This is a genomic window from Mycobacterium europaeum, assembly GCF_002102155.1.
Classification (GTDB): domain Bacteria; phylum Actinomycetota; class Actinomycetes; order Mycobacteriales; family Mycobacteriaceae; genus Mycobacterium; species Mycobacterium europaeum.
Map to the genome: position 1 here is coordinate 1 of NZ_LQOU01000048.1, position 16,053 is coordinate 16,053.

Here is a 16,053-nt window from a genome sequence, read left to right on the forward strand (position 1 = left end):
CTGCCGCGGGCCCAGATCACTGGCTTCTGTGACCCGCCGCGAGGCTTCGGCGCGGCTGATCAGCGTGGCCTCGGCGACCGCGTGGGACAGCGTGCCGCCGAGCTCTTCTGGCGTGGCCTGGCGGGCCAGGGAATTGATCAGCGGATGCTCGATGGCGGCGATGCGGCGGCGCACCCGCTCGCAACGCTGCAACCACTCCAGGCATTGCCGGGGGTTCGACGCGTCGAACGACAACGCACACGCCCGGTCCAAGTCGGCATCCAGCGCGTCGAACACCGCGACCGCCTCGTCAGCACCACCTGAACTCATGCCCCCAAGCTAGCCAGCCCCACCGACAAAACCCGGCCCCAGACCGCCATAGATGCACACTCAAAAAATTGCCGCAAAATAGCCGCTCGGAGACCTGCCGATCGAGGTCCCGCGTCTTGTCGGTGCGCGGACATAAGCTCGCGATGCCCTGGTAACCACGCAGTCCGAAAGGGGGCCGCCGACATGCGATTCCTGCACACTGCCGACTGGCAGCTCGGCATGACGCGGCACTTCCTCGCCGGGGACGCCCAGCCGCGCTACTCAGCGGCCCGGCGCGACGCGGTGGCCGGTCTGGGAGCGCTGGCCGCGGAGGTGGGCGCCGAGTTCGTCGTGGTGTCCGGCGATGTCTTCGAACACAATCAGCTTCCCCCGCACGTCGTCGGGCAGTCCCTGGAAGCCATGCGCGCCATCGGGATTCCGGTCTACCTACTGCCCGGCAACCACGATCCGCTCGACGCCTCGTCCGTGTACACCAGCGCGCTGTTCACCACCGAACGTCCCGACAACGTGATCGTGCTCGACCAGGCCGGCGCTCATCAGGTGCGGCCCGGGCTGGAGATCGTCGCCGCCCCATGGCGATCCAAGGCCCCCACCACCGACCTGGTCGCCCAAGTCGTCGAACAGCTGATCCCGGAACCGGTCACCCGGATCCTCGTCGCGCACGGCGGGGTCGACGTACTGGACCCCGATCGTGACAAACCCTCCCTGATCCGGCTCGCCGCCCTCGATGACGCGCTGGCGACCGGAACCGTGCACTACGTCGCACTGGGAGACAAGCATTCCCGCACCCGCGTCGGCGACACCGGCCGGGTCTGGTACTCCGGGGCACCGGAAGTCACCAACTTCGACGACGTGGAATCCGACCCCGGCCACGTCCTCATCGTCGACATCGACGAAACGGACCCCCACCGCGCCGTCACGGTGGAATCGCGGCACGTGGGCCGCTGGCGGTTCGTCACCTTGCACCGACAGGTCGACACCCGTCGCGACATCGCCGATCTCGACATGAACCTGGACCTGATGACCGAGAAGGACCGCACGGTGGTGCGCCTGGCGCTCACCGGGTCACTGACGGTCACCGACCGCGCCGCGCTCGATGCCTGCCTGGACAAGTACGCGCGGTTGTACGCCTGGCTCGGCCTGTGGGAACGCCACACCGATCTGGCGGTCATCCCGGCCGACGGCGAATTCAGCGATCTCGGTATCGGTGGATTCGCCGCCGCGGCGGTCGACGAGCTGGTGGCGACCGCACGCGAGGGGGATTCCGAGACGGCCGTCGACGCGCAGGCGGCCCTGGCGCTGTTGCTCCGCCTTACCGATCGGGGCGCCGCGTGAAGTTGCACCGCTTGGTCCTGACGAATTACCGCGGCATTGCGCACCGGGAGATCGAGTTCCCCGACCACGGCGTCGTGGTGGTGTGCGGGGCCAACGAGATCGGCAAGTCGTCCATGATCGAAGCCCTCGACCTGCTGCTTGAGTCCAGGGATCGTTCGACCAAGAAGGAAGTCAAGCAGGTCAAACCCACCCACAGCGACGTCGGCTCGGAGGTCAGCGCCGAATTAAGCTGCGGCCCTTATCGATTCGTCTACCGCAAACGCTTCCACAAGAAGTGTGAAACCGAGCTGACGATTAAAGCGCCGCACCGCGAACAGCTCACCGGCGACGAGGCGCACGAACGCGTCCGCGCCATGCTGGCCGAGACGGTGGACAGCGATCTGTGGCACGCCCAACGGGTGCTGCAGTCCGCGTCGACCGCCGCGGTGGACCTGTCGGGCTGTGACGCGCTGTCCCGCGCGCTCGACGTGGCGGCCGGCGACACCGGGGCGTTGTCCGGCGCCGAGCCGCTGCTCATCGAGCGAATCGACGCCGAATATGGCCGCTACTTCACCCCTACCGGGCGCCCCACGGGTGAGTGGGCCGCGGCGATCACCCGGCTCGCGGACGCCGAGGCCGCGGTCGCGGAGTGCGCGGCGGCGGTGGCCGAGGTCGACGAGCGGGTGTGCCGGCATGCCGTATTGACAGAACAGGTGGCCGAGTTGTCGCAGCGGCGCATCGCCGCTCGTCCGCGTCTGGCCGCCGCTCGCGAGGCCGCGGAACGGATCGACGAACTCACCGGCCAGGCGCGCGAGGCCGAGTTGATTGCGGCCGCCGCGGCCGCGACGAGCGCCGCGGCCGCAGCCGCCCACCACACACGACTGCAACTGCTCGCCGAAATCGACTTCCGCACGGCGGGTGTCGCTGCCGCCGAGACCCAGGCGCAACAAGCGGCCGACGAGCACGCGGCCGCGCACGTCGAAGCCGAGGCCGCAGACGTCGCGGCCCGCGGCGCCACCGAGGCGCTCGAGGACCTGCATCGCCGCGCGGAATCCGCCCGCCGCACCGTCGCTGAGCTGGCCGACCGCGAGGAAGCCGACCGGTTGAGCGCCCGATTGGCCAAGATCGAGGCCATCCAGCGGGACCGCGACCAGGTGTGCGCCGCACTCGCCGATATCGCCGTCACGGAACAGCTGTTGCGGCGAATCGAGGACGCCGCCGTCGCGGTTGATCGCACCGGCGACCAGCTGGCGTCGACGTCCGCGGTGGTCGAGTTCACCGCTTCCGCGGACGTGGAGCTCTCCGTGGGCGGCCAACGGGTTTCGTTGGCCGAGGGGCAGACCTGGTCCGTCACGACCACCGGACCCACCGCGGTCCAGGTCCCCGGCGTTCTGACCGCCCGGATCACCCCCGGCGCGACGACGCTCGATGTCCAAACCAAACACGCTGCCGCGCAAGAAGAGCTGGCTGCGGCGCTGGCAGAGGGCCGGGTAGCCGACCTCGCCGCCGCCCGCTCGGCCGATCAGCGTCGGCGCGAACTGCAGGGTAGCCGCGACCAGCTGAGCGCCACCCTGGCAGGCCTCTGCGGTGACGACGAGATCGACCAATTGCGCTCGCGGCTCGCACAGCTGCGCGCCGGCCAATCGGCCGGGGCGGAACCGGCGGCCGCGGACATCGACGCCGCCCGCGCAGAACTCGATGCGCTCGAGGCCACTCGCGTGGCCGCGGTGGCCGATTGCGACGACCACCGCCGGAACGCCACCGCCGCCGCCACCCGGCTCACCGAGTTGGCCACCCGCGCAACCGTTCTCCAGAACACGCTGGAGACTCAACGCGGCGAGCTTGCCGCGGCCGCCGACAGGCTGGCCCGGGAGCGGGCCTCGGCCGCCGACGACGATCTCGCGTCGGCGGCCGACGCCGCGCTGCAAGGGGCGCGGGCCGCTGAACTTCGTCACACGGAGCTCGCCGACGGCCTGGCGGCTGCCAACCCGGATGCGGTGCGGGCCGAATTGACCGCTGCCACACAGGAATCAGAGGAACTGCGCGAGCGCTACGAGGAGGCCGCCCGCGCGTTGCGCGAGGTCACCATCGAACTCTCGGTGTTCGGCAGTGAGGGCCGGCAAGGCAAGCTCGACGCCGCGGAGTCCGAACGCGAGCACGCCGCCGGCGAGCACATCCGGGTCGGCGGCCGGGCCCGCGCCGCGAGGCTGCTGCGCTCGGTCATGACCCGGCACCGCGACACCACCCGACAGCGGTACGTCGAGCCCTATCGCGCGGAGCTGCAACGGCTGGGCCGCCCGGTGTTCGGGCCCACCTTCGAGGTCGACATCGACAGCGACCTGTGCATTCGCAGTCGCACGCTCGACGGCGTCACGGTGCCCTACGAATCCCTGTCGGGCGGGGCCAAGGAGCAGCTGGCCATCCTGGCGCGGCTCGCGGGCGCCGCCCTGGTCGCCAAGGAGGACGCCGTGCCGGTAGTGGTCGACGACGCGCTCGGCTTCACCGATCCCGACCGGCTGGCCAAGATGGGGGAGGTCTTCGACACGGTCGGCACGCACGGCCAGGTGATCGTGCTCACCTGCAGCCCCGACCGGTATGACGGCGTCAAGGGCGCGCACCGCATCGACCTCAGCGCCTAAACCCCCGCTGAGTAACGTCGACGCCCCGGTGTGGGGCGCTGCGGTGGTGGCCGCCGACGGTCCCGGCAGAATGGGACCATGGCGGGCCGACACCGATGACGATGAATGCGAAACGGCGCCGCGTGCAGGAGAAGCTCGCGGCATTACCCGGTGTGCGGCCCGTGCGCCGGCCGATCTCCCCGGATAGCCGCGAAGAGTTCGACCTGTACTACGTGCGCACCGGCCGGAAGTCGGCGCACCCGCTGGTCATCATCCCGGGAGGCCCCGGGGTGGGCTCGGTGCAGTTGTACCGGGGGCTGCGGCGCCGCGCGGCCGCGGCCGGCCTGGACGTCATCATGATCGAGCACCGCGGAGTGGGCATGTCCCGCCACGACGACGCCGGGGAGGATCTGCCGCCCGAGGCGATCACCGTGAACCAGGTCGTCGACGACATCGCCGCCGTGCTCGACGACGCCCATGTCGACTCGGCCGTCATCTACGGCGCCTCGTACGGCACGTACATCGCGTCCGGGTTCGGCGTGCGCCATCCGGGCCGGGTGTGGGCGATGGTCCTCGATTCGCCGCTGCTGTCGCGGCATGACATCGTGATCGTTCGTCGCGCGATCCGTCGGCTCCTGCTCCGGGGGGACAGCCGCGAAACCGCGGCGCTGGCACCCAAAATGCGCAAACTCGTCGACGCGGGGGTGATGACCGCGGCGACCACCCAGGTGGTGGCGACCATCTACGGCTACGGCGGCGCCGACCTGCTCGAGCGGCAACTCGACCTGCTGCTGGATGGCCGAAAGCTGTTGTGGTGGGTGATTTCCCGCTTCGCCACCCTGAGCAACCTGCCGTATCGCTACGAGGAAGACTTGGTGAGCCGTATCGCGTTCCGCGAGCTGAACTACGCGGCCGAACCCGACGGCCTACCGCTCGACCCCGCCGTGGCGGAACGCGAAGCGCGCACCCAGACGGCGACTTTCGAGGACGAGCCTTACGACCTGGTCGCCGAGATGCCGAATTTCGGCTGGCCTACCGCCGTGGTTTCCGGCGGCCGCGACCTCATCACCCCGCCGGCGGTCGCCGAGCGCGTCGCCGCGCTGCTGCCGAACGCGGTGCTGTTGAAGCTGCCCAGCATGGCGCACAGCGCACTGGACTTTCGCGAGCCTGCCGCGATCGAGATCGCGCGGGCGGTATGCCGGGGCCAGCTCGGCGGGCTGGCCGCGAAAGCGCCGGCGCTGGACGCGCTTCCGCCGCGCCCGGAGCTACGCCTGCTGTGGAAAGCGATCGCGGTGGCCGCCCGCGTCGAGGGCGCCCTGCCGATCCCGGCGCGGCTGCGCCGGATCATCAGCGCATGAACCCGATGGCGGTGTAGCGCAGGTCGCCCAGACCGGCCGCGCCGAAATTGGCCAGCGTGCTGCGGACCGCGACGTCGCCGGGTGATTGCGTCAGCGGCAGGCTGAACCCTTCGGCCCAGATCAGCTTGTCCAGATCGTTGGCCAGCGCCTGCGCCTTGCCGGGATCGAGTTCCTGCAGGGTCCGCTCGATCGCCGCGTCGATCTGCGGTCCGCCGATCTTCCCGAAGTTGCTCTCCCCGCCCGACAGGTAGATCTGGGTCAGCGCCGACAGTGGGAAAGCGTCGCCGAGCCAACCGAATTGGGCGATGTCGAAATCCCCGACGTTGATGTAGTTGGTGAAGAACCCGCTGCCGGCCCTGGCCACCAATTCCAGCTTGACGCCGATCTGCGCCAGACTGTGCTGCGCGATCTGGGCGAACTGCCGGCTGCCCTGGGCGTCATAGAACAGATCGCGGATGACCAGCCGGCGACCGTCCTTCTCGCGGAATTGACCGTTCACCTTCCAGCCCAGCGCGTCGAGCTCCCGCTTGGCCTCCTCCGGGTCATACGGGACGACCGCGCTGTTGTCCTGGTAGCCCGTCTGCCCGGCGACATAGATGTGGTTGCCCAACGCCACCGGATCACTCGTCAGGCCGTATTGGACGACCTTGGCGATGGTGCGGCGGTCGATGCCCTTGGCCACCGCCAGCCGCAGCGCCTTGTCGGCCAGGATCGACCCCGGGGCACCGTTGAACGTGAAGTGAGACCATGCCGGGGCCGGCGCGCGCCGGATCGAGATCCCCTTCGTGCGCTGCGCGATGGTCAGCTGGTCGACGCTACCGACGCCGGACGCGTCGATGGTGTTGTTCTGCAGGGCCGGCAGCCGCGCGGCGTCATCGAGTACCAGATAGGTGATGTTGTCCAACCGCGGTCGGGCGCCCCACCATTTCGGGTTGCGGGACAACACGATCCGCTGTGTCGTCCGGTCCAGCGACGTGATGATGAAGGGACCCGCCGACGGTCCGGGCCCGTCGAGTTGGCCCTTGTTGAACGCCTCCGGCGTGGCCGTCATGCTCCGGGGCAGCAGCATGCCGTTCCCGGCGAACATGCCGCGCCACTCGGCGTACGGCTTGGCGAAGGTCATGACGGCTTGCCGGTCGTCGACACCCCGGGTGACCGACGCGACACGGTCGGCGCCGCTGGGCCCGGCGATCTCGAACGTCTTGTCGGCGCCGCTCAACGCGTGGACCTGGCTGGCGATGTCTTCCCACGTGATCGGTGTGCCGTCGGACCACGTCGCGCGTGGGTTGATCGTGTAGGTCACCACCTGCGGTGCGGTCCCGGTGAGCTCGACGCTGGTGAAGTAGTCGGTGTCCACCGTGGTCGAGCCGTCCGCGCCGATGATGAACGCCCGCGGCAGGGTGGCCTTCATCATCGCGGCGACCTCGGCCGAGTTGCCGTCGATGTGCAGGATGTTGAAGTTGGGCGGGAAGTCGCTGAGTGCCAGCCGCAGGCTGCCGCCGTCTCGCAGGGTGGCGGGGTCCTGCGGGTTGATATCGCTGGTGGTGCCGATCTCGGCGTGATGGCCGCTTTCCGGCGCCAGGTTGATGGCCGGCGAGCAACCGGACACCACCAGCGCCATGACGACGATCGCCGTCGCGACCCGCCTAGACACGTCTGCCCGGATCCGGTTGTGGCACGGCGCCCAGCAGGCGCCGGGTGTACTCGTGCTGCGGGTTGTCGAACACCTGCTGGCTGTCACCGCGCTCGACGATCGTGCCGGCATACATGACCACCACCTGGTGTGCGAGGTGTCTGACCACCGAAAGGTCATGGGAGACGAACAGATACGACAGGCCGAACCGCTCTTGCAGGTCGAGCAGCAGGTTGATGATGCCGGCCTGAATCGAGACGTCCAGGGCGGAGACCGGCTCGTCGAGAGCCAGGATCTTCGGCTGCAGCGCCAGCGCCCGCGCGATGCCGATGCGCTGCTTCTGCCCGCCGGAGAACTCGGCCGGGTATCGGGCCGCGTCCGCCCGGCGCAACCCGACGGTGTCGAGCAACTCGGCGACGCGCGCGTTGGTCTCGCTCTTGCCGAAGCCGTTGGCCAGCAACGGCTCGGCGAGGAGGTCGGATACCGGCAGCCGGGGGTCCAGTGAGGCCACCGGGTCCTGGAACACCACCTGGATGTCGCGGCGCAGCACCCGCCGTTGCGACGCGGTCAGGGTTGCGACGTCCGTGCCGAGCACTTCGATCGAGCCCGCCTGCGGCGCAACGAGTTCCAGGATCTCGTGCAGAGTGGTCGACTTGCCCGAGCCGGACTCGCCGACGATGCCCAGGGTGCGGCCCTGCCGCAACTCGAAACTGACGCCGTCGACCGCGCGGACCTCACCGACGCTGCGGCGCAACACCACACCCTTGGTCAGGGAAAAGGTCTTGACCAGATCGCGCACCCGGACCACGACCGGCGAGTCGCCCGATGCGGTCGCATGCGCCTCGGTGTTGACCCCGTAGATTTCCTCCGCGGTGCGTCCGTCGACCTGGTCGGTGCGGATGCAGGCCGCCCCGTGATCGGCGCCGACGGGCAGCAGGTCCGGTTCGGCCGCGCGGCATTCGTCGACGACGAGCGGGCAGCGCGGCGCGAAGGGGCAGCCCGGTGGCAGTCCGACCAACGAGGGGGGCGCGCCCGGGATGGGCACCAGCCGGGTGCCCTGCGCGGCGTTGAGCCGCGGAACGGAGCCCAACAGGCCGACGGTGTAGGGCATCTGGCGATCGCGATACAGGTCGTAGACCCCGGCGGATTCGACGACCCGGCCGGCGTACATCACCAGCGCCCGGTCGGCGAACTCCGCGACCACGCCCAGGTCGTGGGTGATGATCAGCACGCCGGCGCCGGTGATGTCGCGCGCCGTCTTGAGCACCTCGAGGATCTGCGCCTGCACGGTGACGTCCAGGGCGGTGGTGGGTTCGTCGCAGATCAGCAGGTCGGGGTCGTTGGCGATCGCGATCGCGATGACCACCCGCTGGCGTTCGCCGCCGGACAGCTCGTGCGGGAACGCGCGGGCACGCCGTTCGGGCTGAGCGATGCCGACCAGCTCGAGCAGCTCCACCGCGCGGTGGCGGGCGGCCTTCTTGCCCACGCGCGGCTGGTGGATCTCGATCGCCTCGGCGATCTGGTCACCGACGGTGTAGACGGGCGTCAGCGCCGACATCGGGTCCTGGAACACCATGCCGACCGCCTTGCCGCGGAACCGCGACATCGCGTCGTCGCCCAGGCCCAGCAACTCGGTGTCGTGCAACCGCACCGAGCCCCGCACCCGCGCGTATTCGGGCAGCAGGCCGACCACCGCCATCGCCGAAACCGACTTGCCCGAGCCGGATTCGCCGACCATGGCCACGACTTCGCCCGGGGCGACGCTGTAGCTGACGCCGCGCACCGCGGTCACCGGCTCGCCGTCGGTCGGGAAACTGACGGCCAGGTCGGTCACCTCGAGCAGCGCGGTCATCGGGCGCCGCCCCGCAACATTCCGCTGCCGGGGTCCAGCGCGTCGCGCAGGCCGTCGCCGGTCACGTTGGCGCACACCAGGATCAACACCAGCACCCCCGCCGGAAACAAGAAGACCCACGGGAACGTGGTCGCGGACTGGGTGCCGTTGGCGATCAACGTGCCCAGCGACACGTCGGGCGGCTGGATGCCGAAGCCGAGAAAGCTCAGCCCGGTCTCGGCCAGGATGGCCGAGGCGACGTTGAGGGCGGCGTCGATGATCAGGATCGAGGCCACGTTGGGCACCACATGGCCGAGGATGATCCGGCGGCTCGACACCCCCATGTACCTTGCCGCCCTGATGAATTCGCGTTCACGCAGACTCATGGTCATGCCACGCACCATGCGCGAACTGATCATCCAGCCGAAGCCGGCGAGCAGCAAGACGAGCATCAGGATGTTGGCGGAGCTCTTGGTTCGCGGAGTGACGATGGCGATGAGGATGAAACTGGGCACCACCAACAGCAGGTCGACCAGCCACATCAGCGCCCGGTCCCGCCAGCCGCCGAAATAGCCCGCGATCGAGCCGACCGTGGCGGCGATGCCGGTCGAGATGACGGCGACGCACACACCGATCAGCATCGACTTCTGCATGCCCCGCAGGATCTGGGCCAGCAGGTCCTGCCCCAGCGCGTTGGTGCCCAACCAGTGCCGGCTGTTCGGCGGCTGCAACAACGCATCGAAGTCGAGGTCGTCGTAGGAATACGGCAGCACCCCCGGCAACGCGTAGCAGCCGACGAACAGCAGCACCAGCAGCGTCAGCGACGCGACGGCCAACCGGTTACGGGCGAACCTGCGCAGCACCAGGGTCCGGCGCGAGGTGAACTCCGACGCTTTCGTGGACGAGATTCCCTGAGCGCCGTCCACTTTGGGCTCGGCCGTCATGACACCCGCACCCGGGGATCGAGGGCCGCGTAGAAGACGTCGGAGAGCAGGCCGGCCAAGAGCACGACCGTGCCGGAAAACAGCGTGATGGCGGCGATGATGTAGGTGTCCTGCGTCGCGATGCCCTGCACCAGCCATTCGCCCATGCCGTGCCAGCCGAAGATCTTCTCGACGAACACCGCGCCGGTCACCAGGCCCGCAACCCCGTAGGCGAACAGGGTGGCCAACGGTATCAGCGCCGTGCGCAGCCCGTGCTTCACCAGCGCGCGCCGGCGGGTGAGCCCCTTGGCGCGCGCGGTGCGGATGAAATCCTGGCCCAGGACGTCGAGCATCGCGTTGCGCTGGTAACGGCTGTACCCGGCGGCCGCGGCCAGGGTCAGGGTCAGGGTGGGCAGGATGAGATGCCGCAGCCGGTCCACCAACTGGTGCCAGGTCCCGCCGTCCACGCCCGGCGAGGTTTCTCCGGTGTAGTCGAAAAGGTGCACGCCCAGGGCCCAGTTCACCCGCAGCGCGCCGAGGATCAAGAGGCTGGCGATGACGAACGTGGGGGTGCTCAGCACCAGCAAAGCCACCATCGTGACGAGGCGGTCGCTGAGTCGGTACTGGCGGATGGCCCCCCACGCCCCGGCGACGATGCCCAGGATGGTGCCCGCCAACGACCCGACGACCAGGAGCCGCAGGGTGACTCCGACGCGCCGCCAGAGCGTGGCGCCCACGGGCTGCCCGGTGACGGTCTTGCCGAAGTCGCCGCGGACGGCGTGGGAGGCCCACCGCGCGTAGCGGATGGGTATCGGCTTGTCCAGATTCAGCGCGTGAGCCTTGGCGTCGATCACCGACTGCGGCGGCCGCGGACTGCGCTGCATCAGGCTGTCCAGTGGGCGGAAGGCCACCGACGTCAGACAAAACGTGAGAAACGATGCGAGCGCCAGCAGCACGACGTAGTTGAGCAACCGGCGCGCCAGGAAACGAATCATGCCCGACCGCACCGCCCGAACCGCATTGGGACAGGTTAACGATCCCGGCCGGCACCGGCCCGGTTCGGCGGCCCCCAATCCTTGAGATCTCGCTGATTTTCATGCGTCAATGAACGACGGTCCGTTGTTAACATCGCCGCGGTACCGATGCAGGTGGCAAATCAGTGCTGCGACCGTTCGAGGAGGCTTGCGTGACGGTTACCGAGGATTTCCTGGCCAACAACGCCCACTATGCGAGCAGCTTCCACGGCCCGCTGCCGATGCCGCCGGGAAAACATGTGGCGGTCGTCGCCTGCATGGATGCCCGGCTCGACGTGTACCGCGCGCTCGGCCTCAACGAGGGCGAGGCGCACGTCATCCGCAACGCCGGTGGGGTGGCCACCGACGACGTCATTCGCTCGCTGGCCATCAGCCAGCGGTTGCTGGGGACCCGGGAGATCATCCTGATTCACCACACCGACTGCGGCATGCTGACCTTCACCGACGACGACTTCAAGCGCGCCATCCAGGAGGAGACCGGCGTCAAGCCGCCCTGGGCGGCCGAGGCCTTCCCCGACGTGGCCGAGGACGTCCGGCAGTCGCTGCGCCGCATCGAGGCCAGCCCGTTCGTCACCAAGCACGTGTCCTTGCGGGGATTCGTCTTCGATGTCGCGACGGGGAAGCTCGAGGAAATCAAGCTCTGAGCCACCTGGCAGTTCGGCCGCGGTAGTTCGTCCGCGGTCATTCGTCTGTGGTACTTCGTCCCCGCCTCGCGACCGGCCCGCTCGGCGCACCGCTATCGGGGCCTCCGGGTTGACCACAAAGCGGTCCGACTTGACACAGCCGGCGTTAGCTGGTGCTATGGCTAGCAAAGTTGCCAAAGATGACCGATTCTGCCAGGTTTACCCGAGGAAGCCATGACCAGTGATCTGAAGGCGGCTCCCGCCGCCGGCCAGTACGAGTTGAGCCATCTGCGCTCGCTGGAGGCCGAAGCGATCCACATCATCCGCGAGGTGGCGGCCGAGTTCGAGCGGCCGGTGCTGTTGTTCTCCGGCGGCAAGGACTCCATCGTCATGCTGCACCTGGCGTTGCGGGCGTTCCGGCCCGGGCGGTTGCCGTTCCCGGTGATGCACGTCGACACCGGCCACAACTTCGACGAGGTGATCGCCACCCGCGATGAGTTGGTCGCCGAGCACGGGCTGCGCCTGGTGGTCGCCTCGGTCCAGGAGGACATCGACGCCGGCCGCGTTGTCGAGCCGAGGCAGGGGCGCAACTCGATCCAGACGGTGACGCTGCTTCGCGCCATCCGGGAGAACAAGTTCGACGCGGCGTTCGGCGGGGCGCGCCGCGACGAGGAGAAGGCACGCGCCAAGGAGCGGGTGTTCAGCTTCCGCGACGAGTTCGGCCAGTGGGACCCGAAGGCGCAACGGCCCGAGCTGTGGAACATCTACAACGGCCGGCACCACAAGGGCGAGCACATCCGGGCCTTCCCGCTGTCCAACTGGACCGAGTTCGACATCTGGTCCTACATCGGCGCCGAGAACATCGCGCTGCCCTCGATCTATTATGCCCACCGGCGCAAGGTGTTTCGCCGTGACGGCATGCTGCTGGCCGTCGACCGGCACATGCAGCCGCGCGACGACGAGCCGGTGTTCGAAGCGACGGTGCGTTTCCGTACGGTCGGCGACGTCACCTGCACCGGATGCGTGGAATCGGCGGCCGGCACGGTGCAGGAGGTCATCGCCGAGACCGCGGTGTCCCGGTTGACCGAACGGGGCGCCACCAGGGCCGACGACCGCATCTCGGAAGCCGGCATGGAAGACCGCAAACGACAGGGGTACTTCTGATGGCCACACCCACCACGCTGCTTCGCCTGGCGACGGCCGGTTCCGTCGACGACGGCAAGTCCACGCTGATCGGGCGCCTGCTCTACGACTCCAAGGCCGTCATGGAGGACCAGTGGGCCGCGGTGGAGCAGACGTCCAAGGAGCGCGGCCACGACTACACCGACCTGGCGCTGGTGACCGACGGCCTGCGCGCCGAACGCGAGCAGGGCATCACCATCGACGTCGCCTACCGCTACTTCGCCACTCCCAAGCGGAAATTCATCATCGCCGACACCCCGGGCCACATCCAGTACACCCGCAACATGGTGACCGGCGCGTCGACCGCCCAACTGGTGATCGTGCTCGTCGACGCCCGCCACGGCCTGCTGGAGCAATCCCGCCGGCACGCCTTCCTGGCCTCGCTGCTGGGCATCCAGCACATCGTGCTCGCCGTCAACAAGATGGACCTGATCGGCTGGGACAGAGACGAGTTCGAGGCCATCCGCGACGAATTCCACGCCTTCGCCGCGCGCCTGGACGTGCACGACGTGGCCACGATCCCGCTTTCGGCGTTGCATGGCGACAACGTGGTGACCAAGTCGGACCGGACGCCCTGGTACGAGGGCCCGGCGCTGCTCTCCCACCTCGAGGAGGTCTACATCGCCGGCGACCGCAACCTGGTCGACGTGCGATTCCCGGTGCAGTACGTCATCCGCCCGCACACCCGCGAGCACCAGGACCACCGCAGCTATGCCGGCACCGTGGCCAGCGGCGTCATGCGTCCCGGGGACGAAGTCGTCGTCTTGCCGATCGGCAAGACCACCCGGATCACCGCGATCGACGGGCCGAATGGTCCAGTGGAAGAAGCATTTCCGCCGATGGCCGTGTCGATCAGCCTCGCCGACGACATCGACATCTCCCGCGGTGATCTCATCGCCCGCACCCACAACCAGCCCCGGATCGCCCAGGAATTCGACGCGACCGTGTGCTGGATGGCCGACGACGCAACGCTGGAGCCCGGCCGGGAATACGTCATCAAGCACACCACCCGCACGACGCGTGCGAGGGTGACCGGGCTGGACTACCGGCTGGACGTGAACACCCTGCACCGCGACAAGGCCGCAACCGCGTTGCAGCTCAACGAACTTGGCCGCATCTCGCTGCGCACTCAGGTGCCGCTGCTGCTCGACGAATACACCCGCAACGCCAGCACCGGATCGTTCATCCTGATCGATCCGCACACCAACGGCACCGTCGCGGCCGGCATGGTGCTGCGTGACGTGTCGGCGCAGACGGCAAGCTCGAACACGGTTCGGCACAAGTCGTCGGCCATCGCCGAGGCGAGGCCGCGCGGCAAGACCGTATGGTTCACCGGCCTGTCCGGGTCGGGTAAGTCCTCGGTGGCGATGCTGGTCGAGCAGATGCTGCTCGAAAAAAGCATCTCCGCTTACGTTCTCGACGGTGACAACCTGCGCCACGGCCTGAACGCGGACTTGGGCTTTTCCATGGCCGACCGTGACGAGAACCTGCGCCGGCTGGCGCATGTGGCGGCGCTGCTCGCCGACGCCGGCAACGTGGTGCTGGTACCGGCCATCAGCCCGCTGATCGAGCAGCGCGAGATGGCTCGTAATGTGCACGCCGCCGCGGGGTTCGACTTCGTCGAGGTGTTCTGCGACACCCCCATCGAGGAATGCGAGCAGCGCGATCCCAAGGGGCTGTACGCGAAGGCCCGCGCGGGGGAGATCGCCCACTTCACCGGCATCGACAGCCCGTATCAACCGCCGGTCAACCCCGAGCTGCGGCTCACGCCGGACCATAGCGTCGAGGAACAGGCGCAGAGCATCGTCGATCTGCTCGAATCGCGCGGATAGCACGCCGGGCCAGCCCGGCTGCATCGGAATACCCGCACCGGGTGGCACAATCCTGAGAGTGCGCATGTCAGCAAAGGCGGAGTACGCGGTGCGGGCCATGGTCCAGCTCGCCACGGTCCCCCTCGGGACGTTGGTGAAAACCGACGACTTGGCCCAGGCGCAGGGCATACCGCCGCAGTTTCTCGTCGACATCCTGACCAACCTGCGCACCGACCGCCTGGTGAGAAGTCACCGGGGCCGCGAAGGTGGTTACGAACTGGCCCGGCCCGGCGACGAGATCAGCATCGCCGACGTGCTGCGCTGCATCGACGGCCCACTGGCCAGCGTGCGCGACATCGGTCTGGGTGACCTGCCCTACTCCGGCCCGACCGCGGCGCTCACCGACGTCTGGCGGGCGTTGCGGGCCAGCATGCGATCGGTGCTGGAGGAGACGACCCTGGCCGACGTCGCTGCCAACGCCCTGCCCGGACACGTCGTTCAGTTCGCCGAGGACTACCGAAGGCAGGAGAGCGTGCGGCACGGCACCCCGCGCGCCGGCGAATAGGCCCCGCCGGCCGCCCGGCTCAGCCTCCCGACCCGTACGGGCGGGTCAGGATCTCCATGGCATGCCCCGAGGGATCGAGGAAGTACACCCCGCGCCCGCCGTCGTTGCGGTTGATCTCGCCGGGCCGGCTGGCGCCCGGGTCCGCCCAGTGCGGCAGTCCGCGTGAGGAGATCTTGCCGTAGATGGCGTCGAAGTCCTCCTCGGACACCAGGAAGGCGTAGTGCTGCCGCGGAATCTCCGCCCCGTCGGGGGCGTCCGCATAATCCAGGTTCGCGCCGTGCTCGAGCTGGACAACCATGAAGTGGCCGAACGGCTTTGGACTGGGCAGGCCGAACAACTCGGTGAGAAACTCCGCGGCCTCGCGCTTGTCGCGGGAGGCGACGATCGTGTGGTTGAAACTGATGGCCATGCTTCTCCCTATTTCGGTGCCGTGAGCTCCAGGGCGATGTTGTCGGGGTCGCGGAACTGCAGGATGTAGGACGGACCGATGTCTTTCACCGGCTCGTGGGCGACACCCAGTTCATCGAGATGCGCTGCCGCGGAATCTAATTCGCCCTTGGTGGCGATCCGGAACGCGATGTGGTCGAGCCCGGTGCGATCTTCGTCGAAGCGGTCGCTGGCAACGGGCCGCAGTCCGAGCAGCGTGCCGCCGAGGTCGTAGATGACCCCACCGAACAGGAAGCTCAACTGGTGGCGGGTGGCCTCGTCGGCGTTGTCGGGCACCTCCAGCAGCACCGGCCAACCGAACACGCTCTCGTAGAACTGGCGGGACCGCTCGATATCGGTGACGGTGAGGCGGACGTGCGCGATGGAACTGCTGGTGAAACCCATCTGCTCCATGCTGCCACTTGC

14 protein-coding genes are annotated in these 16,053 nt (G+C 68.6%); 7 read left to right on the forward strand and 7 right to left on the reverse strand.

What is annotated here, in order from left to right; genetic code table 11:
- A partial coding sequence (locus tag AWC03_RS21495) for a DUF222 domain-containing protein (RefSeq protein ID WP_142278468.1) occupies nt 1-309 on the reverse strand: 309 nt, incomplete at its 3' end.
- 183 nt (nt 310-492) lie between these two features.
- Here AWC03_RS21495 and AWC03_RS21500 point away from each other — a divergent pair.
- The 3 genes from AWC03_RS21500 (at nt 493) to AWC03_RS21510 (ending at nt 5,599) form a co-directional block, all read left to right on the forward strand.
- Nucleotides 493-1,644 carry a metallophosphoesterase family protein gene (locus AWC03_RS21500; protein WP_085242738.1) on the forward strand — a complete coding sequence of 384 codons (1,152 nt, stop codon included), beginning with the start codon at nt 493-495 and terminating at the stop codon, nt 1,642-1,644.
- Nucleotides 1,641-4,262: an AAA family ATPase gene (locus tag AWC03_RS21505; RefSeq protein ID WP_085242739.1), complete on the forward strand. Its 2,622-nt coding sequence runs from the start codon at nt 1,641-1,643 to the stop codon at nt 4,260-4,262. The genes AWC03_RS21500 and AWC03_RS21505 overlap by 4 nt, the downstream gene beginning before the upstream one ends.
- A gap of 95 nt (nt 4,263-4,357) precedes the next feature.
- Nucleotides 4,358-5,599, forward strand: a complete 1,242-nt coding sequence (locus tag AWC03_RS21510; RefSeq protein WP_085242740.1) for an alpha/beta hydrolase — start codon at nt 4,358-4,360, stop codon at nt 5,597-5,599.
- Here the strand turns inward: AWC03_RS21510 and AWC03_RS21515 are convergent.
- The 4 genes from AWC03_RS21515 to AWC03_RS21530 are packed head-to-tail and all read right to left on the reverse strand — an operon-like array spanning nt 5,589 to nt 10,981.
- On the reverse strand, nt 5,589-7,220 hold the full coding sequence (locus tag AWC03_RS21515; RefSeq protein ID WP_085242741.1) for an ABC transporter family substrate-binding protein: 1,632 nt from the start codon (nt 7,218-7,220) through the stop codon (nt 5,589-5,591). The genes AWC03_RS21510 and AWC03_RS21515 overlap by 11 nt on opposite strands.
- A 25-nt stretch (nt 7,221-7,245) precedes the next feature.
- The gene (locus tag AWC03_RS21520; protein WP_085242742.1) at nt 7,246-9,084 is read right to left on the reverse strand and encodes an ABC transporter ATP-binding protein; all 1,839 of its coding nucleotides are present in this window, start codon (nt 9,082-9,084) and stop codon (nt 7,246-7,248) included.
- Nucleotides 9,081-10,007, reverse strand: a complete 927-nt coding sequence (locus AWC03_RS21525; protein WP_085242743.1) for an ABC transporter permease — start codon at nt 10,005-10,007, stop codon at nt 9,081-9,083. Before AWC03_RS21525 ends, AWC03_RS21520 begins: the two co-directional genes overlap by 4 nt.
- Nucleotides 10,004-10,981: an ABC transporter permease gene (locus tag AWC03_RS21530; protein WP_085242779.1), complete on the reverse strand. Its 978-nt coding sequence runs from the start codon at nt 10,979-10,981 to the stop codon at nt 10,004-10,006. The genes AWC03_RS21525 and AWC03_RS21530 overlap by 4 nt, the downstream gene beginning before the upstream one ends.
- Nucleotides 10,982-11,172: 191 nt before the next feature.
- On the opposite strand from AWC03_RS21530, the gene AWC03_RS21535 reads away from it, so the two are divergent.
- From AWC03_RS21535 to AWC03_RS21550, 4 genes are all read left to right on the forward strand, one after another.
- Nucleotides 11,173-11,664, forward strand: coding sequence for a beta-class carbonic anhydrase (locus AWC03_RS21535; protein WP_085242780.1), 492 nt, complete (start codon nt 11,173-11,175; stop codon nt 11,662-11,664).
- Nucleotides 11,665-11,877: 213 nt separating this feature from the next.
- The gene (cysD, locus tag AWC03_RS21540; RefSeq protein WP_085242744.1) at nt 11,878-12,807 is read left to right on the forward strand and encodes a sulfate adenylyltransferase subunit CysD; all 930 of its coding nucleotides are present in this window, start codon (nt 11,878-11,880) and stop codon (nt 12,805-12,807) included.
- The gene (gene cysC, locus AWC03_RS21545; protein WP_085242745.1) at nt 12,807-14,657 is read left to right on the forward strand and encodes an adenylyl-sulfate kinase; all 1,851 of its coding nucleotides are present in this window, start codon (nt 12,807-12,809) and stop codon (nt 14,655-14,657) included. The genes cysD and cysC overlap by 1 nt, the downstream gene beginning before the upstream one ends.
- A 58-nt stretch (nt 14,658-14,715) precedes the next feature.
- The gene (locus tag AWC03_RS21550; RefSeq protein ID WP_085242746.1) at nt 14,716-15,201 is read left to right on the forward strand and encodes an Rrf2 family transcriptional regulator; all 486 of its coding nucleotides are present in this window, start codon (nt 14,716-14,718) and stop codon (nt 15,199-15,201) included.
- A 19-nt stretch (nt 15,202-15,220) separates the two neighbouring features.
- Here AWC03_RS21550 and AWC03_RS21555 read toward each other — a convergent pair whose 3' ends face one another.
- Nucleotides 15,221-15,610 carry a VOC family protein gene (locus tag AWC03_RS21555; RefSeq protein WP_085242747.1) on the reverse strand — a complete coding sequence of 130 codons (390 nt, stop codon included), beginning with the start codon at nt 15,608-15,610 and terminating at the stop codon, nt 15,221-15,223.
- Nucleotides 15,611-15,618: 8 nt separating this feature from the next.
- Nucleotides 15,619-16,032 (reverse strand): VOC family protein, encoded by a 414-nt coding sequence (locus AWC03_RS21560; protein WP_085242781.1) that lies wholly within the window; start codon nt 16,030-16,032, stop codon nt 15,619-15,621.
- Nucleotides 16,033-16,053: the final 21 nt, after the last annotated feature.